This is a genomic window from Streptomyces sp. NPDC037100, from assembly GCF_055606225.1.
Map to the genome: position 1 here is coordinate 128,434 of NZ_JBVJSX010000001.1, position 26,623 is coordinate 155,056.

The following is a 26,623-nucleotide window of genomic DNA, read 5'->3' on the forward strand; positions in this document are numbered from 1 at the left end:
GGCGACTCCCGAGCCAGAAGCCTGCCCGACCACCAGCCCACGTCACACACGCCACGACGGCGACTCCCGAGCCAGAAGCCTGCCCGACCACCAGCCCACGTCACACACGCCACGACGGCGACTCCCGAGCCAGAAGCCTGCCCGACCACCAGCCCGCATCACGACGGCGGCTTCGGAGCGGGGGCCTGTCACGGTCCTTCGTCTTCGCCGTGCCGCGCGACGGACGTCGGGCCCCTCGACCGCCCGGCGGTGCCCGGACGGCCTCGTCTCCCGGGCCTGCTCAGGCTCTCCAGCAGGGCCGTCAGGTCCGCCGCCGGGATGTCGCGGGTCTCCGCGCCCGGTTCCGCGTGCTGGGGCATGCCCCGGGCCTCGCGGACGGCGTGGGAGAGCCGGGAGTCCGTGTCCGGCACGTCCAGGGTCACCACCAGCCCCGATTCACGCGAGCGCCGTCCCCGCCCGTCGGCCGCCCGCTCCGCCTCGGTCTCCTTGAACCACTTCGGGCACCGGTCCACCAGCCGCAGCCGGCGCTCCCCCGCCACCGGCTGGTAGGACCGCGATCCGGGCGCGGTCTCGGCCCAGCTCTGGGTCAGCACCTGCACGGCCCGCACCCGCCCGCCGGCCTCGGGCCACTTCGCGCCGTGCCGCTCGACGGACAGCAGCCCCACCGACCGGGTCCGGCTCCCCGGCCGCGGGCGCAGGTCCTCCGCGGCGTCGGGACCCGCCCCCAGGGCCACCGGCAGGCCCGACTCCTCCCGCACCAACCGCACCCCGCCCATGTCCTCCACAGACCCGGCCACCTCGGTGAGCTGGTCGTGCCAGCCGCCGCCCAGCACGCTGTCCGGGCCCACGAGCAGCAGCGGCCAGCTCACCTCGTCCCCCACCGAGAACGGTGTGCCGCAGCACTCCATCTGCCAGTCCTCGTAGTACACGTGCCACAGCCCCATTCCCCCAGCCTCCCCGGAACCGACCGCCCCGCGCGAGACGTTTTTCACCTGCGCCCGGTACCGTCGGGCCGTCCCACCCCGTGTCGACGAATGCAGGGAGCCCCATGACCACCGCCACCACCCGCCACAGCGAGCGGCGGATCAGCCCCGTGTTCGTCGGGATCCTCGCCGTGACGGCGGTCACGGGATGGGCGACCTGGACCGGCTTCGCCGAGCAGCCCGGCGTCGCCGTGTTCCTGTTCGTGACGGCGGCGTGGATCGTCTCGCTGTGCCTGCACGAGTACGCCCACGCGCGCACCGCCCTGCACAGCGGCGACATCTCCGTCGGCGCGAAGGGCTATCTGACCCTGAACCCGCTGAAGTACACGCACGCGCTGCTCAGCATCGTGCTGCCGGTGATCTTCGTGATCATGGGCGGGATCGGGCTGCCCGGCGGCGCGGTGTTCATCGAGCGGGGGCGGATCCGGGAGCGCTGGAAGCACAGCCTCATCTCGGCGGCGGGTCCGCTGACGAACGTGCTGTTCGCCGTCGTCTGCACCGCCCCGTTCTGGCTGGACGCGCTGGACGGCGTGCCGAGCGACTTCCGCTTCGCGCTGGCCTTCCTCGCGCTGCTCCAGGTGACGGCCGCGCTGCTGAACTTCCTGCCGGTGCCCGGGCTGGACGGCTACGGCGTGATCGAGCCCTGGCTGTCGTACAACATCCGCCGCCAGGTGGAGCCGTTCGCGCCGTTCGGCCTGCTGTTCGTGTTCGCGCTGCTGTGGCTGCCGGCGGTGAACGGCGTCTTCTTCGACGTGATCGACACGATCCTGAAGTCCCTCGGGATCAGTGACTTCGAGACGTACTGCGGTCAGGAGCTGTACCGCTTCTGGCAGGGCTCGAACGAGTTCTGCCAGGCGGCCCCGTGACGGGAGCGGTCAGTGCGTGACCGACTTCTGCGCCCTGGCGCGCTTCAGGTAGTACCAGGCCATGTTCGACGACAGCCCGGCGAGCAGCACCCACACGATCCCCAGCCAGCTGCCCTGCACGAAGGAGACCACGGCCGCGGCCACGGACAGGACGCAGACGATCAGGGCGTAGAGGGCGAGGCGGGGCATGGGGTCGACTCCTGTCGGGGGACACTGCGGCACTGCTGATGCCGTCCAGTGTCCCCCATGCGTTCACCGGCTCACACGTCGGTGACGCGGAGCCCCGCATGCGCCTTGTAGCGGCGGTTGACGGAGATCAGGTTGGCCACCAGCGACTCCACCTGGTGGGCGTTGCGCAGCCGCCCGGCGAAGACACCGCGCATCCCGGGGATGCGGCCGGCGAGGGCCTGGACGATCTCCACGTCCGCCCGCACCTCGCCGAGCACCATCACGTCGGTGTCGATCTCGTCGATCTCCGGGTCCTGGAGCAGTACGGCCGACAGGTGGTGGAAGGCGGCCGTGACCCGGGAGTCCGGGAGCAGGGCGGCGGCCTGCTCGGCGGCACTGCCCTCCTCCGGCTTGAGGGCGTAGGCGCCCTTCTTGTCGAAGCCGAGCGGGTTGACGCAGTCGACGACGAGCTTGCCCGCCAGTTCCTCGCGCAGGGACTCGAGGGTCTTGCCGTGGCCGTCCCACGGCACGGCGACGATCACGACGTCGCTGCGGCGGGCGGTCTCGGCGTTGTCGGCGCCCTCGACTCCGTGACCGAGCTCCTCGGCGGCGGCCCGGGCGCGCTCCGCGGCCCGTGAGCCGATGATCACCTTCTGCCCGGCCTTGGCGAGCCGGTAGGCCAGGCCCTTGCCCTGCGGTCCGGTCCCGCCGAGCACCCCCACCACGAGTCCGGAGACGTCGGGCAGGTCCCAGGGGTCCTTGGCGGGCGCCTTCTGGGCATTCTCGGTGGCAGCATTGTCGGTAGAGGTCATGGCCCTGACTCTACGACCGCGCCGTCACCCCGGGCGGCTCAGGTCAGCTCCGTCACGGGGACCCGCCGGAACGTGATCGTCTCGTAGGCGCCGAAGTCGCCGGTCTCGTACAACAGGCCCACGGTGTCCGCGTCGACGCGCACGAGATCCGAGTACGCGGCGGGCAGGCCGTCCACGGTGTGCACCGGGCGCCAGGTGGTGCCGCCGTCGGTGGAGGCACGGATCGTCATCAGGGCGCGGAAGCCCGGGTCGGCGGGGCCGGAGTACAGCAGCAGGTCGGGGTCGCGCAGCTGGAGGACGGCGGCCTCACAGACCGGGGCGGCGAGACCGGCCTGCGGACGGAAGGGCTTCACCAGGGTCTGTCCGCCGTCGGCCGAGTGGGCGTCGGCGCGGGTGCCGGGAGAAGGCGAGTCGTTGCGGGTGTTGAAGTAGACGCGCCCGTCGGGGAGTTCGGCGGCGGTGGTCTCGTTGGCGTTGATGTAGCCGTCGGTGTCGTCGTCGACGTAGCCGATCCGCCAGGTGGTGCCCGCGTCGTCGCTGAGCAGGCAGTGACCACCGTTGTACCTGCCCTCCGTGCCGTTGTCGGTGCCGGTGGGCGGCAGGGAGTGGTTGGCGGGGACGACGACGCGGCCGGTGCTCAGCTGGATCGCGTGGCCGGGGGTGGTGGCGTACCAGCGCCACTCCGGCCGCTTGGTCTCCTGGGTGATCTCCCTCGGCGCGGACCAGGTGCGGCCCTCGTCGTCGCTGTGCTGCACCCAGACGCGGCGTCCGTCGGCCGCGCTCACCTTGCCGCGACGGATGGCGTCCTCGGTGGCGAGGGCCGCGTTGCGCACGTGCACGAGGAGGACGCGGCCGGTGTCGAGGACGACCGGGGCCGGGTTGCCGGCGAGGGCGTCGCCGTTGCGCGCGGCGACCTGGAGCGGCCCCCAGGTCCGTCCGCCGTCCGTGGAGCGTTTCAGGACGACGTCGATGTTCCCGAAGTCGTCCCGGGAGCCGACCCGGCCCTCGCAGAAGGCGAGCAGGTCACCGGTGCCGGTGGCGACGACGGCGGGGATGCGGAAACTGGCGTATCCCTCCTGTCCGGCGCGGAAGGGGACGCTGGTCTCGGTCATCGGCGGGCTCCTCCGGTCGTTCGACGGCAGTACAGGTGACCGGTCCGCCTACCCAACATGGGCGAATTCGGCGGACTCCTCCGGTCGTTCGACGGCAGTACAGGTGACCGGTCCGCCTACCCAACATGGGCGAATTCGGCGGACTCCTCCGGTCGTTCGACGGTGGTACAGGTGACCGGTCCGCCTACCCAGCCCGGGCGAATGCGGGATGAACTCGACGTCACGAGTGACCGCTCGGGGCAGGATGCGGCCCATGGATGCGGTACGGGTCGCGTTGCTGCGGGAAGTGCTCGCCGGGACGGAGTGGCTCCAGGCCACGCGGCGGTTCGCCGGGGCGCTGCGCGGCTCGGTGGTGTCGCACGGGGGCGGGCTGCTGCTCGTCGGCACGCGGGAGTACGAGCCGTGGCATCTGGCCGCACACCTGGTGGACGAGGCCGCCTGGTCGGGCACGCCGGAGCTGGCCCCGACGCTGGTACGGCACGACGCGCGCCCCTGCGATCCGACGCATCTGGCGGTCGGTCTGGGCCGGCTCGAGGCGGCCCGGCGGGGCGAGACGCTGCTGGTGGTCGCTCCCGAGGGGCCCGCCGCACCACTCCTGGAACGGGTGTCCGACGCCCGTCGCGCCGGGGCTACGGTTCTGGCCCTGGGCCCCGGCCCGGGCGAGTTGCCGTCCATGGCGCACGAGACCCTGGCCGTCCCCGACGGCTCGGAGCTGGACCTCGACACGGTGCAGCACCTGGTCAGCGCGGCGGCCGGGGAGAACGCCCTGCCCACACCGAGGGGGCGGCGCCGGCTGCGGGACCGGGTGGCGCGCCTGGCGGAGCACCTGACGGCACCGCCACCGGCCCGCTGGTGACGCCCGGGCGTCCCGCCGCCGGCACCGCCCCCGGCCCGCCGGTGACGCCCATTCGTCCCACTTCCGGCACCGCCACAGGCCCGCCAGGCGTCCCGCCGCCGGCCTCGTGGGCACCCCCGGCTTCCGGCACCGCCACCGGCCCACCGGGGGCACCGCCACAGGCCGCCGGAGTACCGCCACAGGCCGCCGGGCGTCCCGCTGCCGGCCGCCGGGGTACCGCCACAGGCCGCCAGGCGTCCCGCCGCCGCTCCCGGTCCGCCCCCAGGTACCCGGCCATCGCGGAGCGCGCCAGGCAGGTCGTCCACGTCCCGCTCTCCGGAGCCGCGGCCTCCAGCACGACGCACTGGCCTCGTGGGCACCCCCGCACATCACGAACGCCCGGGGCCGCGGCCCCGGGCGTCGGTGGGATCAGCTCTCGTCGTCCCGGCTGCCCGCCGGTGCGTCATGCCACTTGGGGTCGTTCTCCCACTGGAGGTTGCGCTCGCGGGCGGTCGCCATCGCGTGTTCGGCCTCCGTGCGGGAGGCGTACGGCCCGAACCGGTCCTTGTTGGGGCACTCCGGCCCCTCCTCGACCTTCTTGTGCTCCAGGCAGTAGTACCACTCACCCGGCTTGCCGACCGTGCGCTTCTTGAACAGGGCCATGACCAGCTCCTCTCGCCATCGTCATGTTCCCCCATGGCCGCTGGTTAGACTCGCTGGCATGTCTGGCCAGTCGCTGCTCGTCCCGGGGGAGCTGTCCCCCATCCGTTCCGTGCCCGGAAACATCCGTCGCCCCGAGTACGTCGGCAAGCCCGCGCCGACGCCGTACACCGGACCGGAGGTGCAGACGCCCGAGACGATCGAGGCAATGCGCGTGGCCGGCCGGATCGCGGCCCGGGCGATGGCGGAGGCCGCGAAGCTGATCTCCCCCGGCGTGACCACGGACGAGCTGGACAGGGCGGCGCACGAGTACATGTGCGACCACGGCGCCTACCCCTCGACGCTGGGCTACCGCGGCTTCCCCAAGTCGCTGTGCACGAGCGTCAACGAGGTCATCTGCCACGGCATCCCGGACTCGACGGTCCTGCGCGACGGCGACATCGTCAACCTCGACGTGACGGCGTACATCGGCGGTGTGCACGGCGACAACAACGCCACCTACCTGGTCGGTGACGTCGACGAGGAGTCGCGGCTGCTGGTCGAGCGGACCCGGGAGTCCCTGGAGCGGGCGATCAAGGCGGTCAAGCCCGGCCGGCAGATCAACATCATCGGCCGGGTCATCGAGTCGTACGCCAAGCGCTTCGGCTACGGGGTGGTCCGGGACTTCACCGGGCACGGCATCAACTCGTCGTTCCACTCGGGCCTGATCATCCCGCACTACGACAGCCCGCACGCGACGACCGTCATCCAGCCCGGCATGACGTTCACGATCGAGCCGATGCTGACGCTCGGCACGCACGAGTACGACATGTGGGACGACGGCTGGACGGTCGTGACGAAGGACCGGAAGCGGACGGCCCAGTTCGAGCACACGCTGGTGGTGACGGACTCGGGCGCGGAGATCCTCACGCTGCCGTAGCCCGCACCACCCCCGCATGGCCCGCTCTCCCGCAGAGGGCGGGCCGTTCCTTTCCCGCTGGGGGTTTTTACCGACACCACGTCGGGAAAAGTGTCCGCATGGAATCCTTCTCGACGCTCCTTCGGACGGCTTCCCGCGAGCAGCACGAGGAGGTCAGGGGCTCGACCTTCATCGGTGACCTGCTGGGACGCAAGCTGGGGGTCGACGCGTTCGCGCGCTACACCGAGCAGCTGTGGTTCGTGTACGGGGCACTGGAGTCCGGCGCCCGGCGGCTGGCCGCGGACCCGGTGGCCGGCCCCTTCGTCCGTCCGGAGCTGTTCCGGATGACGGCACTGGAGCAGGACCTGGAGCATCTGCGCGGCCCCGGCTGGCGGACGTCGGTCAGCGCGCTGCCGGCGACCCTGGAGTACGCGGAGCGGATCAGCGCATGCGCCCGCACCTGGCCGGCCGGTTACGTCGCCCATCACTACACCCGCTACATGGGTGACCTCTCCGGCGGGCAGATCATGCGCGACACGGCCGAGAAGACCTGGGGTTTCCCGAGGAAGGGCGACGGGGTGCGCTTCTACGTCTTCGAGGAGATCCCCAACCCGGCCGCCTTCAAGCGGACTTACGGCGAGCTGCTGGACGCGCTGCCCGGTGACGAGCTGGAGCGGCAGCGGGTCGTGGCCGAGTGCAAGCGGGCGTACGGGCTGAACAACGGGATGTTCGAGGCGCTGGGTGCGGAGTTCCCGCTCACGGCGTGAACGGGCGGGGCCTCTCACGCGCGGCCAGGGGCCCCGGTTCCGGCCCGGGAGAAAGCCGGGCCTGTCCTGCTCGGCGGATGCCGACCGCCGGCGCTCGGTCATACCCGGAGCGCCCCTTCACCGCCCGCCCTGTTCCACCCCTGCGGACGCGCTCCGCCCGGGTCAGCGTTCGAGGTGGACCCGCCCGCCGACCTCGGTCCACCCGTGGGGCTGGGGCGCGGTGAGGATCTGGGAGCCCGCGCCCTGCGTGATGTTGAGGGCCCGGCCCAGCCGGTCGGTGAGCAGCAGGGCCGCGGCCCCCGTCGCCTCGTCCTCGTCGATGCCGTCGTCCCGGCCGGGGAAGGCCCGGGCCCGGATCCGCCCGGCCGGCTCGTCCTCCCATGCCCAGGCGTACACCCACTCCCCCGGCGGCGGCACGGCCAGGTCGTCGACCTCGGCGGCGCTGCCGTACTGCCGCAGCGTCCGCGGCGGCGCCCACTCCGCCCGGGCCTCGATCCAGCAGAACTCCCCGTCCTGCCGGGCCCCCACCACTCCGGCGGGCGTCACCAGCTCGGGCACGTCGAGCAGCCATGCCGTCCCGACGCAGGGGTGCCCGGCGAAGGGCAGGCGCAGGGTGGGCGTGTAGATGTCGATCACCCCGCGCTCGGGGTCGTCGACGAACACGGTCTCGCTGAACCCGACTTTCGCCGCGAACGCCTGCCGCTCGTCCCGCTCCGGCATCACGGAACCCTCACGCACGACCCCGAGCTCGTTGCCGTATCCACCGTTCGGCCCGCAGAAGACGCGGAGCACGTCGTAGTCAGTCACGAGGGGAATTCAAACATCGCGCGACGGGTCGGACATCCTCGTGATGCGGCATGCTCGCGCCCGACCGGGCCGGGCGGGCGCACGCCCGGGGTCAAGGGTGCGCGCCGGTGGCGTGGCGGCGGGGTGGTGTGTGGTCCGGAACTCGTCATGGCCGGTGCGCACCGGGCCTCGCTCCCGTGCGCCGGGCGTGGCGGGGCAGGCGCCGGGCCCCGGGGCACCGAAACGCGACCTTTGACCTTTCCTTGACCCAATCATGGGGGCCATTTTGAGCCACTTAGGTAATCCTTATGTGCTGCCCTTAGGTGAGCCTCACCTTCCTCTCTCCTGGAGCCCACATGCGACCCGCCCGTCCCGCTTCCGTCGTCATCGCCGCCGCGGCGGCCCTGGCCGCCGTCACCGGCTGCACCGAGAAGAGCGACGCGAAGGACGGCGACCACGTGATCAACGTGACGGCGACCGACGACAAGTGCCAGGTCTCGAAGAAGGAGTTCCCGGCCGGGCACGTCGAGCTGGCCGTCGAGAACAAGGGCTCCAAGGTCACCGAGGTCTACGTCCTCTTCCCCGACGACCGCGTGGTCACCGAGCGGGAGAACATAGGCCCCGGCACCAAGCAGCGGGTCACCGCCGAGGTGAAGGCCGGCGACTACCAGATCGCCTGCAAGCCCGGCATGAAGGGCGACGGCATCCGCCAGGCCGTCAAGGCCACCGGCGGCAAGGCCGTCAAGCGCGACCCCCGCCTGGACAAGGCCGTCGCCGCCTACCGTGCCTACGCGCAAGCGCAGGCCGACGAGACGCTGCCGAAGGCCGAGGCGTTCGCCGAGGCCGTCAAGGACGGCGACATCGAAGCGGCGAAGAAGGCGTACGCCCCCTCCCGCATCGGCTGGGAGCGCACCGAGCCGGTCGCCGAGTCGTTCGGCGACATCGACCCCAAGGTCGACGTCCGCGAGGACGGCCTGGAGGACGGCCAGGACCCGGCCACCGACTGGACCGGCTGGCACCGCCTGGAGAAGGCCCTCTGGCAGGACAAGAAGATCGGCGACCGCGAGAAGGACCTCGCCGACCTGCTGATCAAGGACCTGAAGGACTGGCAGAACCGGGTCGGCAAGGCCGAGATCACCCCCACCTCCATGGCCAACGGCGCCAAGGAACTCCTCGACGAGGTCGCCACCGGCAAGGTCACCGGCGAGGAGGAGCGCTACTCGCACACCGACCTGGTCGACTTCAAGGCCAACGTCGAGGGCGCGCAGAAGTCCTACGACCTGCTGAAGCCGGTCGCCAAGGAGAACGACGCGGCCCTCGTCACCGAACTCGACGAGCAGTTCGCGGCCCTGGACAAGCTGCTCGACCAGTACCGCCCGAACACGACGTCGTACGACTTCACCTCCTACGACAAGGTCGGCAAGACCGACCGCAAGGAGCTCTCGGACGCGGTCAACGCCCTGGCGGAGCCGCTGTCGAAGCTCGCCGCGGCCGTGGTCAAGTAGCGGAGGCCCCGATGACGGACACCAACTCCCCCTCCCCCAGCCGCCGTTCCCTGCTCGGCTGGGGCGGCGCGGGCCTGGCGCTCGGCGCCGCCGCGGCAGGCGGCGCGGTGGCGATGGCCCGCACCGAGGACGACGCCGAACCGGCAGGCTCGGCGATCGCCTTCCACGGCCCGCACCAGGCGGGCATCGCCACGCCGGTGCAGGACCGCCTGCACTTCGCCGCGTTCGACGTGACGACTGACGACCGGGAGGCCTTCGTCCAGTTGCTGAAGGACTGGACCGAGGCGGCCCGGCGCATGACGGCCGGGCACGCCGTCGGCGAGGGCGCGTTCGGCGGCCTGCCCGAGGCGCCCCCGGACGACACCGGCGAGGCGCTCGGTCTTAAGCCCTCCCGCCTGACCCTCACGATCGGCTTCGGCCCGTCCCTGTTCGAGAAGTTCGACCTCGCGGACCGCCGCCCGGAGGCCCTGGTCGACCTGCCGAAGTTCGCGGGCGACAACCTCGACAAGAACCGCAGCGGCGGCGACCTGTGCATCCAGGCCTGCGCCGACGACCCCCAGGTCGCGGTGCACGCCGTCCGCAACCTGGCCCGCATCGGCTTCGGCAAGGTCGTCATCCGCTGGTCACAGCTCGGCTTCGGCAAGACGTCGTCGACGACGCCCGAGGGGCAGACCCCGCGCAACCTGTTCGGTTTCAAGGACGGCACCCGCAACATCGCGGGCACGGAGACGGACCGCCTGAAGAAGTTCGTCTGGGTGGACGAGAAGGACGACCCGGCCTGGATGGTGGGCGGCAGCTACCTCGTGGCGCGCCGCATCCGCATGCACATCGAGACCTGGGACCGCACCTCGCTCCAGGAGCAGGAGGACATCTTCGGCCGCGACAAGGGCGAGGGCGCCCCGGTCGGCAAGGCCAAGGAGCGCGACGAGCCGTTCCTGAAGGCGATGAAGCCCGACGCGCACGTCCGGCTGGCGCACCCCGACACCAACCACGGGGCGACGATCCTGCGCCGCGGCTACTCCTTCACCGACGGCACGGACGGCCTCGGCCGCCTGGACGCGGGCCTGTTCTTCCTGGCCTACCAGCGCGACGTCCGCAAGGGCTTCATCCCCATCCAGCGCAGCCTGGCCGTGGACGCGCTCAACGAGTACATCCAGCACGTGGGTTCGGCGCTCTTCGCCGTCCCGCCGGGCGTCCGCGACAAGGACGACTGGTGGGGCAGCACGCTGTTCTCGAAGGAGGCCTGAGCCCGTGTTCTCCAACTACCTGATCGGTCTGCGCGAGGGCCTGGAGGCCAGCCTCGTCGTCTGCATCCTCATCGCCTACCTGGTCAAGACGGACCGCAGGGACGCCCTGAAGCCGATCTGGACCGGCATAGCCGTCGCGATCGTCCTCGCGTTCGGCTTCGGCTGCGCCCTCGAATTCGGCTCCCAGGAGCTGACGTTCCAGGCCCAGGAGGCGCTCGGCGGCTCGCTGTCGATCCTCGCGGTCGGCCTGGTGACGTGGATGGTGTTCTGGATGCGCCGCACGGCCCGCCACCTCAAGTCGGAGCTGCACGGCAGGCTCGACGCGGCGCTGGCGATGGGCACGGGCGCGCTGGTCGCGACCGCGTTCCTCGCGGTGGGCCGGGAGGGCCTGGAAACGGCCCTGTTCGTCTGGGCGTCGGTTCACGCGGCGAGCGACGGCACACCGCGTCCCCTGCTGGGCGTCGCCCTGGGCCTCCTCACGGCGATCCTCCTGGGCTGGCTGTTCTACCGGGGCGCGCTGCGCATCAACCTGGCGAGGTTCTTCACGTGGACGGGCGGCATGCTGGTGGTCGTCGCGGCCGGCGTCCTGGCCTACGGCTTCCACGACCTCCAGGAGGCCGACTTCCTGCCCGGCCTCACCGACAAGGCCTTCGACATCTCCGGCACGATCCCCCCGGACAGCTGGTACGGCACGCTCCTCAAGGGCGTCCTCAACTTCCAGCCCGACCCCACGACGCTCCAAGTCACGGTCTGGCTCCTGTACTTGATCCCGACCCTGGCCCTGTTCCTGGCACCGACCAGGACCACGGCCCCGACTCCGGTGCGCGACAAGGTGTGAAGCCGAGGCCGGGTGGGTGCGCACCCCGGCGTGACGGGGTACCGCTGCGCCCACCCTCCCCCAAGCTCTCGGCTTCGCTCGAGCAGGGGGACTCCCATCGCCCCCAGCGGCACGCATGCCCGCAGCGGTGGCGGAACGGGCGGCCGCGGCGCCCGCGACGCTGTGCGGGACGCGCCCGCGTCCGCAGCCTTGCGCTTCCCTGCCGAGTTGATGCGTTCGGATCTCCCGCGTACGCCTGAGGCGGGTGCGACAGGAGAAGCCGAGGTGACTTGACGGAGCCGTGGCCGGCAGGCGCCCGGTCAGCGCCGGCGGTCGGCTGCTGAGGCGGGTGCGACAGGAAAAGCCGAGGTGACTTGACGGAGCCGTGGCCGGCAGGCGCCCGGTCAGCGCCGGCGGTCGGCTGCGGAGGTGGCAAGTCGGGCGAGCCGGGTGGAGTCCGGCAGGCCGGTGAGTTCGGCGCGTGCTCGTTCGGCGCAGGAGGACGCCATCCGGGCCGCCCTGCCGAGGGCGCCGGTGCGTGTGAGCACCGCGAGGACCTCCCGGTGTGCGGTGACGGGATCGGTGCCGTCACTGAACACGGTGGTCAGGCGGTTGCGGTCGGTTTCGTCGGCGGCTTCGTGCGCGAGCACGACGGGCAGGGTGGGTTGGAGGTTGGCGACGTCGCTGGTGGCTGTCTTGCCGGTGGCCTGGTCGTCGGCGGTGTAGGGGAGCAGGTCGTCACGGATCTGGAAGGCCAGCCCGAGCTGTTCTCCGTACCGGCGCAGGGCCTGGTGCTGCTGCCGGGTCGCTCCGGCCAGGATCGCTCCGGCCTGGCAGGCGGCGCCGGTCAGCGCGGCGGTCTTGGCCCGCATGATGTCCAGGACGGCCGGCGCTCCGCAGGTCAGGTCGCCGCGGATCTCGGTTTCGCGCATGATGCCCTGGCACATGTGGCGCAGGGCCTCGACGGTGAGGCGTGCTGCCTGCAGCACGCGCTCGGCGGGGCCGGAGCTGATCAGGGCCGCGATTCCGGCCATCGACAGTCCGTCGCCCGCCACCAGGGCCTCGGCGAGGCCGTACTGTTCGGCGGTGGAGGCCCGCCCGCGGCGCACTGGGTCCTGGTCGACGATGTCGTCGTGGATGAGGCTGGCGACGTGCAGGCATTCGATGCCGGCGGCGAAAGCCAGAACCTGGTCGGCGGTGCCGCCGACGGCCCTGGCCGACTCCATGCACAGGACGGGGCGCAGGAGCTTGCCCGGAGGGAACAGCGCGTCCAGGCAGGCCAGCTCCAGCAGGCTGTCGCCGCTGCCCACCCAGCGCAGCAACTCGGCCTCCAGGAGCCGAACGGCCGTGTCGTCGGCGGGGGCCACAGCATGGGACATGTCATGTCCTTTCACAGGTCGGCGGGGATCACGGCGCGCATGAGGGGTCGCCACACCTGGAGCAGCGTGCCCAGGGGCGGCCGTACCGGTCGGTGGAGGACGTCCTGGCCCGCGGCCGGCACCGCGGCGATGATCAAGGCCAGGTGCTCACGGTGGGCGTGCCAGAGGGCGCTCGCGGGACCATGGTCCACTTCAGCGGCCTTGCGAAGTTGTCCCGTGACGCGCTCGGCTTCGAACGCGATGAGGTCGGCCACAGCCGGTGTCCAGCGTCTGGCCCTGAGCTCCTCGGCGCGCACGTGGAACCGGTCAAGGTCCTCCAATGGCAGGTAGAGGCGCCCGTCGTCGAGGTCTTCCGACAGGTCGCAGAGCACATCCGTCAACTGTGCGGCCACGGAGAACTCGCGTACCAGCAGCTCATCGGCGGGTCCGGTCGCGGCACCCGTCACCCGGTAGACCGCGGCCAACGAGCCACCGGTCATCTGCATGCACCACTGGCGCAGTTCCTCGTAGGTGGCGAAGTCACGGAAGTCGAGGTCCCGCTGCATCGCGCTGAACATGTCCTCGGCCGCCGACAGCGGGATGCCGAAAGTCCGGTAGGTGCGGACGGTGGCATGCAGCACGGGGTCGGGGGAGCCGCCGGTGGCGAAGGCCGCCCGGGTGGCCTCGACAAACGCGGTGAAGCGTCGCTGACGGTCTCCGGCCGGGCCGCTGTCGGCACAGAGATCGGCACGGTGCCCGTGTGCGAGCAGTGCCGCCACGTGAGGCCGGGCCGGTGCGGGGGCGCTGCGCAGGCCTTGCCAGCGGGCGGTTCCTCCGTCGGCGCCGTCCAGCTCGCGCACGCACACCGTGTAGCAGCGCCGGAGGACGGGATCGGTGATGCCCGCCGCGTCCAGCCATCGCCCTACCAGCATCTGTGAACCTTTTTCTGCTCGACCGGCTCCCTTCCGGGGCCGGTGCTTCGGTCTGCGTCGAAGGGCGGCAATCCATCGCAGGGTCCCGTTCGAGCCGTCGCACCGGGGGGGTTGCTCAGCGGGATGCCGACGTGGCCCGTTCCGGGCGCGCAGGATGCCGGTGTCCGGGGGGCCGGGGCAGATGGAAGGGCGGCCGTGCGGTCAGGGCGTCTTTGGTGCGGTGGTGGAAGGTGAGCAGGCCCAGGAGTGCGGCGCCGGCGAACCACAGGATCTGGACGACCAGATCGCCGGGCAGGTGTGTGTGGGTGAAGCCCGCGGCGGCGGTGGCCTGCGTGGTGCCGTAGGTGGGCAGGAGTTTGATGCCTACGTTTGTGGTGCCGCCGCCGGCCAGGGGGCTTTGCAGGCCGACATCGATGATGCTGATCATGACCAGGGCGAACATGCCCTCCACCTCCCGGCGCAGCAGGGAGCCGAAGACGACGCCGAGCGCCCCGTAGGTCATCGCCCCGCAGAACAGGCCGACGGCGAGCAGCATGGGCTGGCGCGGGCTCCAGTAGGTGCTGATCATCGCGGTGGCGTAGGCGGCGATGACGCCGGAGGCCAGGGTCAGAGAGGTGGTCTTGGCCAGGACGAGATGGACGCGAGGGTAGCCGGCCATGGCCAGACGACGGTCGAAGCGTCCGCCGTTGAACGTGACGGCGAACATCATGAACCCGGTGATCAGGGTGACGGCGTTGATGGCGCCGTTGATCTGCGTGATCTGGTTGCCCGCAGGTTCCAGGAGCTGGCCGGTCGAGCGCAGCTTGAAGGCCACGGTCTTGCTGGGGATGGCGACGAAGGCCAGGCTGATCCAGGAGGGGATGAACAGGACGACCAAGACCATGGCCAGCCTGTTCCGGGCATGTTCGATCAGGTCGAAACGGGCAGCAGTGACGAACAGGCGCAGATGACGCCTCATGCCGGCATCTCCGTCGCGGAACGCAGTACGCCACCCCGGAGCCGCCACAACTCGTCCAGGCGCTCGGCGTCATAGGCCAGGTGCGAGACGACGAGGACGGAGCGACCCGCGTCGCGCAACCGTGCCGCCAGGTCCCAGAAGCGCTGGTAGGTGTCCCAGTCGAAACCCTGGTAGGGCTCGTCCAGCAACAGGACTTGCGGATCGTGCATCAACGCCAGGGTCAGGTTCAGCTTCTGACGCGTTCCGCCGCTGAGCAGTCCGGCACGCTCATCGGCGTATTCCGACAACTGCAGCGCATCCATGACCTCTTCGGCGTGTCGCAGATCGGGCAGCCCTCGTGCGACGCGGAAGAACTCCAGATGCTGCCGCACGGTCAGAGCGTCGTTGATCACCACGTCCTGCGGGCAGTAACCGAAAAGACCTGCGTGACGGACCGTGCCGTGCTGCGGGCGCAGCTCACCGGACAGAATCTTCAGCAGCGTGGACTTGCCGGCACCGTTCTCCCCCACGATCCCGGCCAGCACACCGGGCCGCAGATCGAACTCCAGGCCCCGCAGAACCTCACGACGACCGTACGCGTGACGCACGCCCCTCACCTTCACCGCACCCCCAGGCCGCCCCGTAGACCGTGCCACGCACACATCGCTGACCACTCGCCGTCACGGCAAGGCTAGGCATCACATGTGATCAAAGGTGCAGCTCAAGCCGCTGAATAGCCCGTACGAGTGAAGGCCGCGCCGTAAACACGGCTGAGAGCTGAGTCGAGACGTGACAGGAACGGCGTTGGCGCAGGCTGGGCCGGTCGGAGTCCGGACGGACAGGGACGACGTCGACCGGGACGTCCTGGCCGGTGGAGTTGAGGAGGATGAGAACGGCTGCCGCGACGGCAACCTGCCCCGCTCGGTACCGGGATTCGGTCTCAGCGGCCCGGGACTCCCTGAGGGCTTCCTCAAGGCGGACAACCTCTTCACGGAGTCGCTTTCGACTGTACGGTGTCGCTTTCGACTTCCGGCTTCTGGTGCGTTCACCGCGCGAGCCCGCGCAGAGAACTCCGTCGGACGTAGCGGACGACCGCCCCACCCCACCCCCGGCCCAACCGCCGGAGGCACCCGGTAGGGTTCGCCTCCGGAAAGGGGAAGGTGAAGGTACCCGATGAGCAGGGATCGCGACCCTCGAACGCTCCGCAGGCCCGCCCGGAGCGCCCTCATAGCAACCTCGGCGACCGCTTTGTCGCTGACGGCCACTGGATGCGTCGTCGTGCACGGCGAACGGGAGATCCTCCCGTCCACGACCCGCGCCGAAGCCGCCCAGGCCCTCCAGGAGTTCACGGCCGCGTACAACGAGGCCGACAAGGCCTACGACGGCACCCTGGACGCCGGCCACACCACGGGCGCCCTCGCCGACATCGACTCGGCCCGCCTCAAGGCCGGGAAGGCGAACAACCCTGACGGCAACCCGCGCCACACCCCGCTGAAGCTGACGGACGCGAAGTTCACGATCCCCAAGAAGGCCGGCTGGCCCCGCTGGTTCGTCGCCGACGCGGCCGGCAACAAGGGCGGCACCGCCCGCTGGCTGCTGGTCTTCACCCGCAGCAGCCTGGACGACCCCTTCCAGGTGGCGTACCTGACGCTCGTCGCCCCGGACAAGGTCCCGCAGTTCAAGAAGGACGCCGACGGCTGGGCCGAGTCCGTCCCCGCGAACTCCACCGACCCCGGCGACCTGAGCCGCACGTACGCGACGTATCTGAAGAGCGGCGGAGAGACCTTCGCGGACGGTGCCCACACCAGCCAGTGGCGTGCCCTGCGCGAGAAGAACGGCAAGAAGCCCGGCATGGTCACCCAGTACATCGACGAGCCGCTGACGAACGGCGACTACGCACCGCTGGCGCTGCGCACGACGGACGGCGGGGCACTGGTGTTCTTCACCACCCGCCACTACGAGAAGCAGACCGCCTACGCGGGCACGTCCGTCCCCGCCCCCAACAAGGACGTCCTGGCCCTGACGAAGGGCGAGATCAAGCAGTCCCTCACGATGGAGTTCGTCTCCAACGAGGCGGCACTGGACCCCAAGGGCCCGGGCAAGGTGACGATCCTGGGCAGGATCCAGGGACTGACCTCGGCGGAGGGCTCGTAGAACAGGGCCCTCACGGCACGGTCGCCGACCGGCTTCAGTGCCGCAGGGGCCAGGCCGCCTCGCCGGCCCGGCCGGTGTCCTCGTCCGCATAGCGCCCACAGACCTCGGTGAGCACCTCCAGCAGGCTCAGCGGATCCGGCAGCGCGTGCTCGGGCCCACGCACCCACCGCACAGCCTGCTCCTCACCGGGCAGCCGCGCCGGCGGTACGAGGACGTAGGAACCCCGGCAGTGCCAGCGCAGCCCGGGGTGCTCGTCCATGGTCTCGGGGTGACAGTCCAGTTCGCACGGCCACCACTCGTCCTCGTCCTCGGGCGTACCGCGGGTGGCCGTGAAGAAGAGGAGGCGGCCGTCGTCGCTCTCGGCGACCGGCCCGACCTCGACACCGGCGGCGAGCAGCCGCTCCAACGCGTCGCGACCGGCGTCGAGGGGCACGTCGAGGACGTCGTGCACCATGCCGGTCGCGGTGATGAAGTTGGCCTGCGGCTGGTGGCGGGCCCAGCGCTCGATCTGGGAGCGGTCGGTGGTCGACTGCGTCTGCCAGGCGAAGGACACCGGGTGCCGGGCGGGGGTGGGACAGCCGACCCGGTCGCAGGAACAGCGGTAGCCGGCCGGGTGGGCGGCGGGCGCGAGGGGCAGCCCCGCGCCGGCGGCGGCGAGCAGCAGGGCCTCACGGCCGCCGTCCCCGGCGGTCTCCTTCGGCCGGCGCCCGGCGCGCAGCCACTGGGTGAGTTTGCCCTGCAGGCCGGTCCGGCCGCCGAACTCCGCGCTCATCTATCCCCTCGCCTCGCCGTCGTGCCGAACAGCATGCCTCATCGTCCCATCTTCCCGCGCACCGGGGGGCCAGTGCCCACAACCAGGACAGGTGGGACGCACCGTGCACCGGGCATCGGACGGGAGGAGAACGGCGAGCCCCGCTCTCCACCGAGATCGGGTGTCATTGCCCGCTTTGACATGACATGGCGCCCTACCGTGGTCGCCATGGTCACAAGGATCGCGTTGTCGGGTCTGGCCTCCGTGGCATCCGTGGTCTCGCTCGCACTGTCGGGGCCCGTCGGCCGCGCCCCGGCCCCGCTGGAGTGGGGCGCGGGCCCGCTGACCGTGGCGGCCCTGCCCCGGATCACGTACGTCGCGCACCGCGGCGGCGCCCGTGAGGTCCCCGAGAACAGCATGGCGGGGCTGGCGACCGCTTACGAGCGCGGGACGGCGCAGGTACTGGACTTCGACACCCGGATGCTGCGCGACGGCACGCCGGTGGTGTTCCACGACGAGACCCTGAACCGCACCACCTACCTGGGCGGCGCGGTCCGCGGTCTGGACGCCCGGGAGTGGCGGGGCGTACGGCTGCGCCCGAAGGACAGGCTCCCGGGGAGCTGGCGGTCGGAGCGGCCGCCGACGGTCGCCGAGGTGCTGGATCGTTTCGGCGGGCGGATCGTGCTGATGCTGGAGGCGAAGGACCCACGCGGCCTCGACCGGCTGGCCGAGCTGATCCGGGCCCGTGGCCTGACCCGCTCGGTGTTCGTGAACTCCAACGACCCCGAGGTGGCCAGGCGCGTCCACCGCCTCGGCCTGCTCTCGCAGTTGTGGCGCTCGGCGCAGCAGTTGCGCACGGACCGCCCGGAGCGCTGGCGGTCGTACGTGGACCTGCTGGACGTGGACCACCGGGCGCGCGATGCGGATCTGGTGCGAGCGGTGAACTCGGGGATCGCACGGGTGTGGGCGCACACCGTGGTGACGGACGCGCAGCGGGACCGGGTGCTGGCGCTGGGCTGCGACGGTGTGATCACGGACGCACCGGGGCGCCTCGCCCGGGCCGCTCAGCGCGGGGCCAGGCCGTGAAGGGCGTAGTCGACGAGGGTGTCGGTGTACTCGTGGGAGATCGGGCCGGTGTGCTGGAGCCAGCGCTGGGCGAGCGGGGAGATGAAGAGCTCCAGGGCGATGCGCGGGTCGATCTCGGGCCGCACCTGGCCCGCGTCCTGCGCGGCGCGCAGCCGGGTGATGTAGAGGTCGAGTGAGGGCTGCATCAGCTTGGCCACGAGTTCGCGCCCGAGCTGCTCGTTGACCACGCCCTCGGCGGCCAGCGCACGCGAGGGCGCCTCGAACCTCGGGTCGCGCAGTTCGTCGACGGTGGCGCGCAGGACCGCCTTGATGTCGGCGGCGAGGTCGCCGGTGTCCGGGAAGGTGTACGGCGCCGGCCCGGCCTCCTGCGGGGACTGCTCCGCCAGGTCGAGGAACGCCTCCATCAGGACGTCCGCCTTGGACGACCACCAGCGGTAGATCGTCTGCTTGCCGACGCCGGCGCGGGCGGCGATGCCCTCGATGGTGGTCTTCGGATAGCCGACCTCGACGACGAGCGCGAGGGCGGCGTCGTAGATGGCGCGGCGGGACTTCTCGCTGCGCCGGGTGGAGTCGGGGGCGGGCTTGCCGGGAGTGGGCTGGGTGGACTTCTGGACGGCCATGGGCCGAATTTATCAGGTTGACAAGACGGAGCGTCTCGCGGACAGTGGAGCACGTGCACGAGACGAACCGTCTCGTCGCGAATGATGGAAAGGAGTCCGAGATGGCCCGAGGCGGAGCCGGAAACATGCTGGGCGTCGGCGGATCGCGCAGGAACCTCGGCCGGAGGGAGCTGCGCGGCGGCGGCCGGGGCGGCCGGATCGGCGGCGGCCTCGACCCGCAGGCCCAGAAGCGCGAGCTGCTGCGCAAGCTCCAGGAGAAACGGCAGCAGCAGGACAGGCAGGAGGGGGGCACGGCGGGCACGGCGTCGTGAGCCTCCCCCGCGCGAGGGGGAACGGCCCCCCGCGCGCGGGATCCTCCCGGGCGGTCCGGCGGATGTACTGAGGCGGTCGCGGCCCGCGACCGGCGGACACCCGCCCCACGGACACCCGGGAGGACTCGGCTCATGACCGCATGGACCAGACGACGGCTGCTCACCACGGCGGCCACGGCCCTCCCGGCGGCGGGCCTCGCCACCACGGCGGCCCCCCTCGCGCGGGCGGCGGCCACGGCCCGCTCCGAGGACGCCGACGTGGCCGACGCCTTACGGGCACTGCCCGGGCTGCGCCTGGTCGAGGAGCGGCACGACGCCGAACCGGGATACCGGCACTTCGTCCTGGGTCTGCGTCAGCCGGTCGACCACACGAACCCGGCCGCCGGCACCTTCGAGCAGCGCCTCACCCTGCTGCACACCGCCGCCGACCGCCCCACCGTGCTGTTCAGCACGGGCTATCACGCGGTCCTCACCCCACGCCGGACCGAACCGGCGGTCCTGCTCGGCGCCAACCAACTCCAGGTCGAGCACCGCTACTTCGGCACCTCACGCCCGGCGGACCCCGGCTACACCCACCTCACCGTCCGGCAGGCCGCCGACGACCACCACCGCGTCGTCCGGCTCTTGCGCCGCCTCTACCCTGGCGCGTGGATCTCCACCGGCAGCAGCAAGGGCGGCATGGCGAGCCTCTACCACCGCCGCTTCCATCCCCACGACGTGAACGGCACGGTGGTCCACTCGGCCCCGAACAACGTCGACGACCGCGACGACTCCGCGTATCTGCGTTTCCTGGAGACGGTCGGCACCCCCGCCGCCCGAGAGGCCCTCGAGGCGGCCCAGCGGGCGATCCTGCTGCGCCGGGCCGAGCTGGTCGCCCGCTACGAGGCCTGGGCGGCCGCCGCCGGCGACACCTTCCGGCTCGTCGGCAGCGCCGACAAGGCACTCGAGATCGCCGTCCTGCGCGTACCGTTCATGTTCTGGCAGCGCGGCACACCGGCCGACATCGCCGCGATCCCCGGCCCCGCGGCGACGGCCGACGAGCTGTACGCCTGGCTGGACGACACGACGGGCCTGGCGCTGTACGCCGACACGACGGCCCGGAACTACATCCCGTACTGGTACCAGATCGGCACCCAGCTGGGGTACGGCAGCCTCCCCACCGCCCACCTCTCCGACCTGCTCCGCCACCCGGGCGCCGCCGAGCCGCGCAGTTTCGTCCCCCGGGACGTCCCCCTGCGCTTCGACCGGGCCGCCATGCCCGACATCGACCGCTGGGTCCGGCGGCGCGGCAGCCGGCTGCTGTTCGTCAACGGCACCCAGGACCCCGCGGTCGCCGAGCACTTCCGCCCCGGAGGGCCGGACTCACGGCTGCTGTGGGTGCCGGGCGGCAATCACGGCGCCGACCTCGCGGACCTGTCCCCCGCCGACCGGGCGTCGGCGGAGGACATGCTCGTCCGCTGGGCGGGTCAGGAGTACCTCACGCACACGTTGGGCACGTAGCCCACGGTGCCGCGGTAGTCGACCCTGCGCCAGTAGTGGTAGCTGTCCATGCCGCAGGTGTTCTTGTACGAGCCGCCGTCGACACCCTTGATGCCGCAGCCCTGGGTGCCCTTGTACCAAAGGCGCAGGCTGGTCGACCTGGTGCTGGCCGACTTGCGGACGTGAACGGTCGACAGGGCCGTGAGGCTCTTGCACTGCGCCGTCGCCGCGACGGTGGTCATGTCGTCGCCTCCGACCGTCGCCGTGCCGGAGGCGCTCGGCACGAACCCGGCCAGGGCCAGGGCCGCCGCCACCAGCGGAGCGATCAGCAGTTTCTTCAAAGGTTCCTCCCGTTTCAGTGGTACGCGTCGTGCACGCCCGAGGGCGCGAGTTGGTCTTATGCGTACCTGACAGAAGCTCAGGAGGGCGGCCAGGCGTCTCCCCAGTCGGCGTCCCGGGCGGCCTTGTACAGGTCGCCGTGGCGTTTGGTGACGGTGGCGCGACGGAGGGACGGTTCGCTCTCGCACAGGTCGAGGAGGACCTGTCCCTTGCGGATCTGGGGGCGTCGGACGACCCGGGAGGGAGCGGGGTCGACGGGGAAGCGGGCGGCGGCGACGTACGCGAACTTCTCGTCCTCGTAGGCGAGGGAGCCGCCCTTGACCTGGCGGTGCAGGGAGGAGCGGCTGACCCGGGCGGAGAAGTGGCACCAGTCCGTGCCGGGGGCGATGGGGCAGGCGGCGCTGTGCGGGCACGGGGCGGCGATCCGGAAGCCGGCGGTGATCAGCCGGTCCCGGGCCTCGATGAGGCGGGCGTAACCGTCGGGAGTGCCGGGTTCGACGATGACGACGGCCCGGGCGGCGGCCGCGGCGGCGTCGACGAGGGCGGTGCGGTCTGCGGCGGTCAGCTCGTTGAGGACGTAGGAGACGGTGACGAGATCCGTGCTCTCCAGGGTGAGGGCCGCCCCGATCCGGGAGCGCTGCCAGCGGACGTCCTTCAGCTCCGGGTTGGCCGCGGCGATCTCGCGTCCCAGGGCGAGCGCGGGTTCCGCCCAGTCGAGCACGGTGACGGGCCGCTCCCCGCCCCAGACCGCGCTCACGGCCCAGGCGGCGGCACCGGTGCCGCCGCCGAGGTCGGTGTGCCCGCCGGGCACCCACTCGGGCGCGGCCTCGGCGAACGCCTCCAGCGCGGAGCGCACGGCCTCGAAGGTCGCGGGCATCCGGTAGGCGGCGTAGGCGGCGACATCGGCCCGGTCCCGGAGGATGGGGGCGTCGGTCGGGGTGGCCCCGCGGTAGCTGGCGATCAGCCGCTCGACCGCCTGCGAGGCCTGCCGGGGCGGCAGCCCGTCGAGCAGACCGGCAAGGGCGGCGCGGAGGTTTTCGGCCGGGGGTGCGGGGGCGTTCACCCGGCGATTCTACGAGGCGGGCGAGGCACGCTGGGCGGCGCGCATTTCGAGGGCGCGCTGGACCGGGTGCGGGCGGCGGCCGAGTCGGCGCTGCGCGTGCGCGGTGTTCGCGGTCCCCTGCCTCGTTCACCGAGCGACCGTTCAGACGGCGGGGCGGGCTCCCGCCCGCCCGTCCTTCACCGAGGACGCTGCTCGCGCCCCCGGGCCCCCGGGCTTCACCGCGCAGGTCCGCAGCCTGCTCCTGTCCGGACCGCTCGGCGGCGGCCCGCTCGACCCGGGCTCCCATCGGGCCGCAGCCTGCTCCTGTCCGGACCGCTCGGGGGCGGCCCGCTCGACCCGGGCTCCCATCGGCAGGTCCGTCTCCCGCCGCATGGCGTCGAACCGCGGCCGCCGGTCGCGGATGAGCAGCGGGGCGGGGTGCCCGCAGTTGACCCACCGCAGCATCCCCGACGCCAGGTCCAGCTGGGCCGGGACACCGGTGCAGAACTGGTCCGGGAGTGCCCGCCCCTCCCCGGCGCAGGAATCAGCGCACCGCCCGCGCCACCCGCGACGCCGCTGCCGCTCTCGGGGCGTGGTCCGGGCGGCGGCGGCGCGGGTGGACCGCGTTGGTGAGCAGGATCAGGAACGTGTCCGTGGCCGGGTCCAGGACGAGGGACGTGCCCGTGAAGCCGGTGTGGCCCGCCGCCCCGCGGCCCGCCAGGTCGCCCATGAACCACGGCTGGTCGAGGGAGAACCCGAGGCCCGGCGGGGTGAAGAGGAGCTCGACGAAGTCGGGGCCGAGGATGCGGGCCGGGCCGTACGAGCCGCCGGCGAGGAGGGTGCGGCAGAACACCGCGAGGTCCCGGCCGGTGGAGAACAGCCCCGCGTGGCCGGCCACGCCCCCGAGGGCCCAGGCGTTCTCGTCGTGGACCTCGCCCCGCAGCATCCCCCGGTCCGCCTTGGCCCAGGGCCGCCGCTGGTCCTCCGTAGCCGCGGCGCCCGGGCACGGCCCGAAGTCCGTCGCCGTCATGCCCAGCGGCCGGGTGATGCCGTCGCGGATCAGGACGTCGAGCGTGCGGCCGGTGATGCGCTCCAGGACGTACTGCAGGAGCAGTGTGTTCAGGTCGGAGTAGCAGTAGGTGCCCGGCGCCCCGACCGGTCGCTCCGCCCGGAGCGCGGCCAGCCGCTGCGCGTCGTCGGCGCAGTCGTACAGCGGGAGTTCGGGCCGCAGCCCGGAGGTGTGCGTGAGCAGCTGCCGTACGGTGATGCCGTGCCGGGCGGCCGCCGTGAAGTCGGGCAGGTACGCCCCGGCCCTCGCGTCGATGCCGAGTGTGCCCCGCTCGATCTGCTGCACGGCGGCCACGGACGTGAACAGTTTGGTGAGGGACGCCAGGTCGAAGGGCGTGCCGACGGTCATCGGGACCCGGTCCTCGGGGGGCAGCTCCACTCCGGCGTCGGCATCGGGGTCGTAGGCCGCGTAACGGACGGCCCAGCCCGCGGCCTCTTCCACCGCGATCACCGGGCCGCGTCCGACGACGAGGACCGCGCCCGGTGCCCAGGGGCGCTGCCCGGTGGTGAGGACGTGGACCTCCCGGACGAGGTGACGCAGTTCCCCCGGGTCGAGTCCGGCCCGCTCCGGCGTGCCGTCGCGCAGTCTGGGTGCGCTCAGCTGACTGCTCCCTCCACGCTCGCGCGGCTGCTCTCCTGCTTCCAGGGTCGGCACATTCCCACGAAGCAGGCCAGTGCCACCAGTGCGGCGGCCAGTTGGACGACGGCCATCGGGAGGGCGGTGTCCTCCCCGGCGACGCCGACCAGCGGGGAGGCGACCGCGCCGATGAGGAAGGACGACGTGCCGAGCAGGGCCGACGCGGAGCCCGCCGCGTGCTTGGTGCGCATCAGGGCGAGGGCCTGGGTGTTGGGCAGGGTGATGCCCATCGCGGACATCAGCACGAACAGCGCGGCGGCGACGGGCACCAGACCGACCTCACCGAAGACGCCGAGGGACATCAGCAGCAGCGCGGTCGCGGCGGTGATGACGATCGTGAGGCCGACGCCGAGCACCCGGTCGAGGCTGACCCGGCCGACCAGGATCTTGCCGTTGATCTGCCCGAGGAGGACCAGTCCGACCGAGTTGAGGCCGAACAGCAGACTGAACGTCTGCGGGGAGGCGCCGTAGATCTCCTGGATGACGAACGGGGACGCCGAGATGTAGGCGAAGAGGGCGGCGAAGGAGAAGCCGCCGGTGAGCATGTAACCGGCGAAGGCACGGTCGGCGAGCAGGCCGCGCATCGCGCGCAGGGCCTCGCCGACGCCGCCGCTGTGCCGCTCGGCGGGCTCGAGCGTCTCGGGCAGCCTCGTCCAGACCAGGACCCCGATCAGCACGCCGATGGCGGTGAGGACGACGAACACCCCCCGCCAGTCGGTCACGCGCAGGACCTGCCCGCCGATGAGCGGTGCCACGATGGGGGCGACGCCGGAGATCAGCATGAGGGTGGAGAAGAAGCGGGCCATGGCCATGCCGTCGTAGAGGTCGCGGACGACGGCCCGCGCGATGACGATGGCGGCCGCGCCCGCGAGGCCCTGGGCCAGCCGGAAGGCGACCAGCGTTTCCACGGTGGGCGCGAGCGCGCACAGGACGGTGGCGACGACGAAGACGGCGAGCCCGGCGAGCAGCGGGCGGCGGCGCCCCCACCGGTCGCTCATCGGCCCGACCACCAGCTGCCCGAGCGCCATGCCGGCCAGGCAGGCGGTGAGCGTGAGCTGGACGGTCGCGGCGGGCGCGTGCAGGGAACGGGTGACCTCCGGCAGGGACGGGAGGTACATGTCCATCGCCAGCGGAGGCACGGCGGTCAGGCTTCCGAGGAGGAAGGTGACCAGAAGCCCGGTGCGGCGGTGCGGTGTGCGGTCGGGCCGCTCCGTCCCGGCTGCGGCCTCCTGCGCGGTGTTCGATATGGACGCCCCACCCTCGGGCATGAGTCCCTCCCTCTCCGAGTCGATCGCCACCTATGCTCTCAGCTCGTACGGACTGCGCGTACTGGCCGCTCGTACGACTGCCGCACGGACGGCATGTACGACTGCTCGTACGGATTGCTCAGGGTCACGAGGTGGAGGCGGGGCGCGATGACGGCGGACACGGTGCGGTGGGGGATCCTGGCGACCGGCGGAATCGCGGGCGCGTTCACCGCGGATCTGATCGATCTGCCCGACGCGGAGGTCGTGGCGGTGGCCTCCCGGTCGCAGGAGTCGGCGCGGGCGTTCGCGGAGCGGTTCGGCATACCCCGGGCCTACGGCGACTGGAACGAGCTCGCGCGGGACGAGGACGTCGACGTCGTCTACGTCGCCACCCCGCACACGGCGCACCGGACCGCCGCCGGGCTGTGTCTCGCGGCCGGGCGGAACGTCCTGTGCGAGAAGCCCTTCACGCTGAACGTGCGCGAGGCCGAGGAACTCGTCGCGCTGGCGCGGGAGCACGGGCGCTTCCTGATGGAGGCGATGTGGATGTACTGCAACCCGCTGGTACGACGGCTCAAGGCACTGGTGGACGACGGGGCGATCGGCGAGGTGCGCAGCGTCCAGGCCGACTTCGGGCTGGCCGGGCCCTTCCCGCCCTCGCACCGGCTGCGGAACCCGGAGCTGGGCGGTGGCGCGCTGCTCGATCTCGGCGTGTACCCGGTGTCGTTCGCGCAGCTGCTGCTCGGGGAGCCGTCGGACGTCGTGGCGCGGGCCGTGCTCTCCGAGGAGGGCGTCGACCTCCAGACGGCGGCGGTGCTGTCCTTCGACAGCGGTGCGCTCGGTTCGGTGCACTGCTCCATCGTGGGCGGTACGGCGACCGCGGCCTCGGTCACCGGTTCCAGGGGCCGGATCGACATCCCGCACGGCTTCTTCTTCCCGGACCGATTCGTCCTGCACCGGGAGGGCCGCGACGCCGAGGAGTTCACGGCCGATCCCGCGGACGGGCCGCACAACAGCATGCGTCACGAGGCGCTGGAGGTGATGCGGGCACTGCGGGCCGGTGAGACCGAGTCCCCGCTGGTTCCGCTGGACGGCACGCTCGCCGTGATGCGCACGCTGGACGCGATCCGGGACCGCGTCGGCGTCCGCTACCCGGGCGAGGCGCCGGACGAGGACCTCACGGCGGAACTCGCGCCGGCTTGAGCC

The 26,623-nt window shown here is 72.0% G+C and carries 29 protein-coding genes; 12 read left to right on the forward strand and 17 right to left on the reverse strand.

Annotation, left to right across the window (positions count from 1 at the left end; genetic code table 11):
• Positions 1-188: 188 nt before the first annotated feature.
• The gene (locus ACZ7EG_RS00555; protein WP_471070236.1) at positions 189-944 is read right to left on the reverse strand and encodes a DUF6578 domain-containing protein; all 756 of its coding nucleotides are present in this window, start codon (positions 942-944) and stop codon (positions 189-191) included.
• Positions 945-1,048: 104 nt separating this feature from the next.
• On the opposite strand from ACZ7EG_RS00555, the gene ACZ7EG_RS00560 reads away from it, so the two are divergent.
• The gene (locus ACZ7EG_RS00560; protein WP_471070238.1) at positions 1,049-1,849 is read left to right on the forward strand and encodes a site-2 protease family protein; all 801 of its coding nucleotides are present in this window, start codon (positions 1,049-1,051) and stop codon (positions 1,847-1,849) included.
• A 9-nt stretch (positions 1,850-1,858) separates the two neighbouring features.
• On the opposite strand, the gene ACZ7EG_RS00565 is transcribed toward ACZ7EG_RS00560, so the two are convergent.
• The 3 genes from ACZ7EG_RS00565 to ACZ7EG_RS00575 form a co-directional block, all read right to left on the reverse strand.
• The gene (locus ACZ7EG_RS00565) at positions 1,859-2,038 is read right to left on the reverse strand and encodes a hypothetical protein (RefSeq protein ID WP_471070240.1); all 180 of its coding nucleotides are present in this window, start codon (positions 2,036-2,038) and stop codon (positions 1,859-1,861) included.
• A 71-nt stretch (positions 2,039-2,109) separates the two neighbouring features.
• Positions 2,110-2,829 carry an NADPH-dependent F420 reductase gene (gene npdG / locus ACZ7EG_RS00570; RefSeq protein WP_471070242.1) on the reverse strand — a complete coding sequence of 240 codons (720 nt, stop codon included), beginning with the start codon at positions 2,827-2,829 and terminating at the stop codon, positions 2,110-2,112.
• Positions 2,830-2,867: 38 nt separating this feature from the next.
• On the reverse strand, positions 2,868-3,941 hold the full coding sequence (locus ACZ7EG_RS00575; protein ID WP_471070244.1) for a sialidase family protein: 1,074 nt from the start codon (positions 3,939-3,941) through the stop codon (positions 2,868-2,870).
• A gap of 253 nt (positions 3,942-4,194) precedes the next feature.
• Here ACZ7EG_RS00575 and ACZ7EG_RS00580 point away from each other — a divergent pair, with 253 nt between their 5' ends.
• The gene (locus tag ACZ7EG_RS00580; protein WP_344457441.1) at positions 4,195-4,797 is read left to right on the forward strand and encodes a hypothetical protein; all 603 of its coding nucleotides are present in this window, start codon (positions 4,195-4,197) and stop codon (positions 4,795-4,797) included.
• A gap of 408 nt (positions 4,798-5,205) precedes the next feature.
• Here ACZ7EG_RS00580 and ACZ7EG_RS00585 read toward each other — a convergent pair whose 3' ends face one another.
• Positions 5,206-5,439 (reverse strand): hypothetical protein, encoded by a 234-nt coding sequence (locus ACZ7EG_RS00585; protein WP_031105401.1) that lies wholly within the window; start codon positions 5,437-5,439, stop codon positions 5,206-5,208.
• A 58-nt stretch (positions 5,440-5,497) separates the two neighbouring features.
• Here ACZ7EG_RS00585 and map point away from each other — a divergent pair, with 58 nt between their 5' ends.
• Together map and ACZ7EG_RS00595 are read left to right on the forward strand one after the other, a co-directional pair.
• Entirely contained in the window at positions 5,498-6,355 is an 858-nt protein-coding gene (gene map, locus ACZ7EG_RS00590) for a type I methionyl aminopeptidase (RefSeq protein WP_471070247.1), read from the forward strand.
• Between the two features lie 98 nt (positions 6,356-6,453).
• On the forward strand, positions 6,454-7,101 hold the full coding sequence (locus ACZ7EG_RS00595; RefSeq protein WP_471070249.1) for a biliverdin-producing heme oxygenase: 648 nt from the start codon (positions 6,454-6,456) through the stop codon (positions 7,099-7,101).
• 162 nt (positions 7,102-7,263) lie between these two features.
• Here the strand turns inward: ACZ7EG_RS00595 and ACZ7EG_RS00600 are convergent, their stop codons facing one another.
• Positions 7,264-7,908 (reverse strand): PhzF family phenazine biosynthesis protein, encoded by a 645-nt coding sequence (locus tag ACZ7EG_RS00600; protein WP_471070251.1) that lies wholly within the window; start codon positions 7,906-7,908, stop codon positions 7,264-7,266.
• Positions 7,909-8,243: 335 nt separating this feature from the next.
• Between ACZ7EG_RS00600 and efeO the strand changes: the two genes are divergently transcribed.
• From efeO to efeU, 3 genes are read left to right on the forward strand one after another with little or no spacing between them, the layout of a single operon-like run.
• Complete coding sequence (efeO, locus tag ACZ7EG_RS00605) at positions 8,244-9,392, forward strand: iron uptake system protein EfeO (RefSeq protein ID WP_471070253.1); 1,149 nt, start codon at positions 8,244-8,246, stop codon at positions 9,390-9,392.
• Between the two features lie 11 nt (positions 9,393-9,403).
• On the forward strand, positions 9,404-10,639 hold the full coding sequence (gene efeB, locus ACZ7EG_RS00610) for an iron uptake transporter deferrochelatase/peroxidase subunit (protein WP_471070256.1): 1,236 nt from the start codon (positions 9,404-9,406) through the stop codon (positions 10,637-10,639).
• A 4-nt stretch (positions 10,640-10,643) separates the two neighbouring features.
• Entirely contained in the window at positions 10,644-11,477 is an 834-nt protein-coding gene (gene efeU / locus ACZ7EG_RS00615) for an iron uptake transporter permease EfeU (RefSeq protein ID WP_471070258.1), read from the forward strand.
• Positions 11,478-11,860: 383 nt separating this feature from the next.
• Here the strand turns inward: efeU and ACZ7EG_RS00620 are convergent, their stop codons facing one another.
• From ACZ7EG_RS00620 to ACZ7EG_RS00635, 4 genes are all read right to left on the reverse strand, one after another.
• Entirely contained in the window at positions 11,861-12,835 is a 975-nt protein-coding gene (locus tag ACZ7EG_RS00620; RefSeq protein WP_471070260.1) for a polyprenyl synthetase family protein, read from the reverse strand.
• Positions 12,836-12,846: 11 nt separating this feature from the next.
• Complete coding sequence (locus ACZ7EG_RS00625) at positions 12,847-13,746, reverse strand: phytoene/squalene synthase family protein (RefSeq protein ID WP_471070262.1); 900 nt, start codon at positions 13,744-13,746, stop codon at positions 12,847-12,849.
• Between the two features lie 115 nt (positions 13,747-13,861).
• Positions 13,862-14,704 (reverse strand): ABC transporter permease, encoded by an 843-nt coding sequence (locus ACZ7EG_RS00630; protein WP_471070265.1) that lies wholly within the window; start codon positions 14,702-14,704, stop codon positions 13,862-13,864.
• Positions 14,701-15,291, reverse strand: a complete 591-nt coding sequence (locus tag ACZ7EG_RS00635; protein ID WP_471070267.1) for an ABC transporter ATP-binding protein — start codon at positions 15,289-15,291, stop codon at positions 14,701-14,703. Before ACZ7EG_RS00635 ends, ACZ7EG_RS00630 begins: the two co-directional genes overlap by 4 nt.
• A 565-nt stretch (positions 15,292-15,856) precedes the next feature.
• Here ACZ7EG_RS00635 and ACZ7EG_RS00640 point away from each other — a divergent pair.
• Positions 15,857-16,837: an SCO2278 family lipoprotein gene (locus ACZ7EG_RS00640; RefSeq protein ID WP_471070269.1), complete on the forward strand. Its 981-nt coding sequence runs from the start codon at positions 15,857-15,859 to the stop codon at positions 16,835-16,837.
• A gap of 34 nt (positions 16,838-16,871) precedes the next feature.
• On the opposite strand, the gene ACZ7EG_RS00645 is transcribed toward ACZ7EG_RS00640, so the two are convergent.
• On the reverse strand, positions 16,872-17,609 hold the full coding sequence (locus ACZ7EG_RS00645; protein WP_471070271.1) for a bifunctional DNA primase/polymerase: 738 nt from the start codon (positions 17,607-17,609) through the stop codon (positions 16,872-16,874).
• Positions 17,610-17,816: 207 nt separating this feature from the next.
• On the opposite strand from ACZ7EG_RS00645, the gene ACZ7EG_RS00650 reads away from it, so the two are divergent.
• Positions 17,817-18,674, forward strand: a complete 858-nt coding sequence (locus ACZ7EG_RS00650; protein ID WP_471070273.1) for a glycerophosphodiester phosphodiesterase — start codon at positions 17,817-17,819, stop codon at positions 18,672-18,674.
• Here the strand turns inward: ACZ7EG_RS00650 and ACZ7EG_RS00655 are convergent.
• Positions 18,653-19,294: a TetR/AcrR family transcriptional regulator gene (locus tag ACZ7EG_RS00655; protein ID WP_471070275.1), complete on the reverse strand. Its 642-nt coding sequence runs from the start codon at positions 19,292-19,294 to the stop codon at positions 18,653-18,655. The genes ACZ7EG_RS00650 and ACZ7EG_RS00655 overlap by 22 nt on opposite strands.
• 101 nt (positions 19,295-19,395) lie before the next feature.
• Here ACZ7EG_RS00655 and ACZ7EG_RS00660 point away from each other — a divergent pair, with 101 nt between their 5' ends.
• Positions 19,396-19,605 (forward strand): DUF6243 family protein, encoded by a 210-nt coding sequence (locus ACZ7EG_RS00660; RefSeq protein ID WP_471070277.1) that lies wholly within the window; start codon positions 19,396-19,398, stop codon positions 19,603-19,605.
• Positions 19,606-19,737: 132 nt separating this feature from the next.
• On the forward strand, positions 19,738-21,105 hold the full coding sequence (locus ACZ7EG_RS00665; protein WP_471070279.1) for a S28 family serine protease: 1,368 nt from the start codon (positions 19,738-19,740) through the stop codon (positions 21,103-21,105).
• Here ACZ7EG_RS00665 and ACZ7EG_RS00670 read toward each other — a convergent pair.
• The 5 genes from ACZ7EG_RS00670 to ACZ7EG_RS00690 all read right to left on the reverse strand — a co-directional run bounded on the left by ACZ7EG_RS00670 (position 21,072) and on the right by ACZ7EG_RS00690 (position 25,438).
• Positions 21,072-21,425, reverse strand: a complete 354-nt coding sequence (locus ACZ7EG_RS00670) for a hypothetical protein (RefSeq protein ID WP_471070281.1) — start codon at positions 21,423-21,425, stop codon at positions 21,072-21,074. The two genes, ACZ7EG_RS00665 and ACZ7EG_RS00670, sit on opposite strands and share 34 nt — an antisense overlap.
• Before the next feature lie 77 nt (positions 21,426-21,502).
• The gene (locus tag ACZ7EG_RS00675) at positions 21,503-22,486 is read right to left on the reverse strand and encodes a small ribosomal subunit Rsm22 family protein (RefSeq protein WP_471070283.1); all 984 of its coding nucleotides are present in this window, start codon (positions 22,484-22,486) and stop codon (positions 21,503-21,505) included.
• Positions 22,487-22,627: 141 nt separating this feature from the next.
• Positions 22,628-22,930 carry a hypothetical protein gene (locus ACZ7EG_RS00680; protein ID WP_471070285.1) on the reverse strand — a complete coding sequence of 101 codons (303 nt, stop codon included), beginning with the start codon at positions 22,928-22,930 and terminating at the stop codon, positions 22,628-22,630.
• A 79-nt stretch (positions 22,931-23,009) separates the two neighbouring features.
• The gene (locus tag ACZ7EG_RS00685; RefSeq protein WP_471070288.1) at positions 23,010-24,188 is read right to left on the reverse strand and encodes a serine hydrolase domain-containing protein; all 1,179 of its coding nucleotides are present in this window, start codon (positions 24,186-24,188) and stop codon (positions 23,010-23,012) included.
• On the reverse strand, positions 24,131-25,438 hold the full coding sequence (locus ACZ7EG_RS00690; RefSeq protein WP_471070290.1) for a multidrug effflux MFS transporter: 1,308 nt from the start codon (positions 25,436-25,438) through the stop codon (positions 24,131-24,133). The genes ACZ7EG_RS00685 and ACZ7EG_RS00690 overlap by 58 nt, the downstream gene beginning before the upstream one ends.
• A gap of 147 nt (positions 25,439-25,585) precedes the next feature.
• Here ACZ7EG_RS00690 and ACZ7EG_RS00695 point away from each other — a divergent pair, with 147 nt between their 5' ends.
• On the forward strand, positions 25,586-26,620 hold the full coding sequence (locus tag ACZ7EG_RS00695) for a Gfo/Idh/MocA family protein (RefSeq protein ID WP_471070292.1): 1,035 nt from the start codon (positions 25,586-25,588) through the stop codon (positions 26,618-26,620).
• Positions 26,621-26,623: the final 3 nt, after the last annotated feature.

Bases quoted from the DNA above. Each gene is read 5' to 3' on its own strand.
- ACZ7EG_RS00555 (WP_471070236.1), bottom strand. From the start codon at position 944: ATGGGGCTGTGGCACGTGTACTACGAGGACTGGCAGATGGAGTGCTGC.
- ACZ7EG_RS00560 (WP_471070238.1), top strand. From the start codon at position 1,049: ATGACCACCGCCACCACCCGCCACAGCGAGCGGCGGATCAGCCCCGTG.
- ACZ7EG_RS00565 (WP_471070240.1), bottom strand. From the start codon at position 2,038: ATGCCCCGCCTCGCCCTCTACGCCCTGATCGTCTGCGTCCTGTCCGTG.
- npdG (WP_471070242.1), bottom strand. From the start codon at position 2,829: ATGACCTCTACCGACAATGCTGCCACCGAGAATGCCCAGAAGGCGCCC.
- ACZ7EG_RS00575 (WP_471070244.1), bottom strand. From the start codon at position 3,941: ATGACCGAGACCAGCGTCCCCTTCCGCGCCGGACAGGAGGGATACGCC.
- ACZ7EG_RS00580 (WP_344457441.1), top strand. From the start codon at position 4,195: ATGGATGCGGTACGGGTCGCGTTGCTGCGGGAAGTGCTCGCCGGGACG.
- ACZ7EG_RS00585 (WP_031105401.1), bottom strand. From the start codon at position 5,439: ATGGCCCTGTTCAAGAAGCGCACGGTCGGCAAGCCGGGTGAGTGGTAC.
- map (WP_471070247.1), top strand. From the start codon at position 5,498: ATGTCTGGCCAGTCGCTGCTCGTCCCGGGGGAGCTGTCCCCCATCCGT.
- ACZ7EG_RS00595 (WP_471070249.1), top strand. From the start codon at position 6,454: ATGGAATCCTTCTCGACGCTCCTTCGGACGGCTTCCCGCGAGCAGCAC.
- efeO (WP_471070253.1), top strand. From the start codon at position 8,244: ATGCGACCCGCCCGTCCCGCTTCCGTCGTCATCGCCGCCGCGGCGGCC.
- efeB (WP_471070256.1), top strand. From the start codon at position 9,404: ATGACGGACACCAACTCCCCCTCCCCCAGCCGCCGTTCCCTGCTCGGC.
- ACZ7EG_RS00620 (WP_471070260.1), bottom strand. From the start codon at position 12,835: ATGTCCCATGCTGTGGCCCCCGCCGACGACACGGCCGTTCGGCTCCTG.
- ACZ7EG_RS00625 (WP_471070262.1), bottom strand. From the start codon at position 13,746: ATGCTGGTAGGGCGATGGCTGGACGCGGCGGGCATCACCGATCCCGTC.
- ACZ7EG_RS00630 (WP_471070265.1), bottom strand. From the start codon at position 14,704: ATGAGGCGTCATCTGCGCCTGTTCGTCACTGCTGCCCGTTTCGACCTG.
- ACZ7EG_RS00640 (WP_471070269.1), top strand. From the start codon at position 15,857: ATGAGCAGGGATCGCGACCCTCGAACGCTCCGCAGGCCCGCCCGGAGC.
- ACZ7EG_RS00645 (WP_471070271.1), bottom strand. From the start codon at position 17,609: ATGAGCGCGGAGTTCGGCGGCCGGACCGGCCTGCAGGGCAAACTCACC.
- ACZ7EG_RS00650 (WP_471070273.1), top strand. From the start codon at position 17,817: ATGGTCACAAGGATCGCGTTGTCGGGTCTGGCCTCCGTGGCATCCGTG.
- ACZ7EG_RS00655 (WP_471070275.1), bottom strand. From the start codon at position 19,294: ATGGCCGTCCAGAAGTCCACCCAGCCCACTCCCGGCAAGCCCGCCCCC.
- ACZ7EG_RS00660 (WP_471070277.1), top strand. From the start codon at position 19,396: ATGGCCCGAGGCGGAGCCGGAAACATGCTGGGCGTCGGCGGATCGCGC.
- ACZ7EG_RS00665 (WP_471070279.1), top strand. From the start codon at position 19,738: ATGACCGCATGGACCAGACGACGGCTGCTCACCACGGCGGCCACGGCC.
- ACZ7EG_RS00680 (WP_471070285.1), bottom strand. From the start codon at position 22,930: ATGCTGCGGTGGGTCAACTGCGGGCACCCCGCCCCGCTGCTCATCCGC.
- ACZ7EG_RS00690 (WP_471070290.1), bottom strand. From the start codon at position 25,438: ATGCCCGAGGGTGGGGCGTCCATATCGAACACCGCGCAGGAGGCCGCA.
- ACZ7EG_RS00695 (WP_471070292.1), top strand. From the start codon at position 25,586: ATGACGGCGGACACGGTGCGGTGGGGGATCCTGGCGACCGGCGGAATC.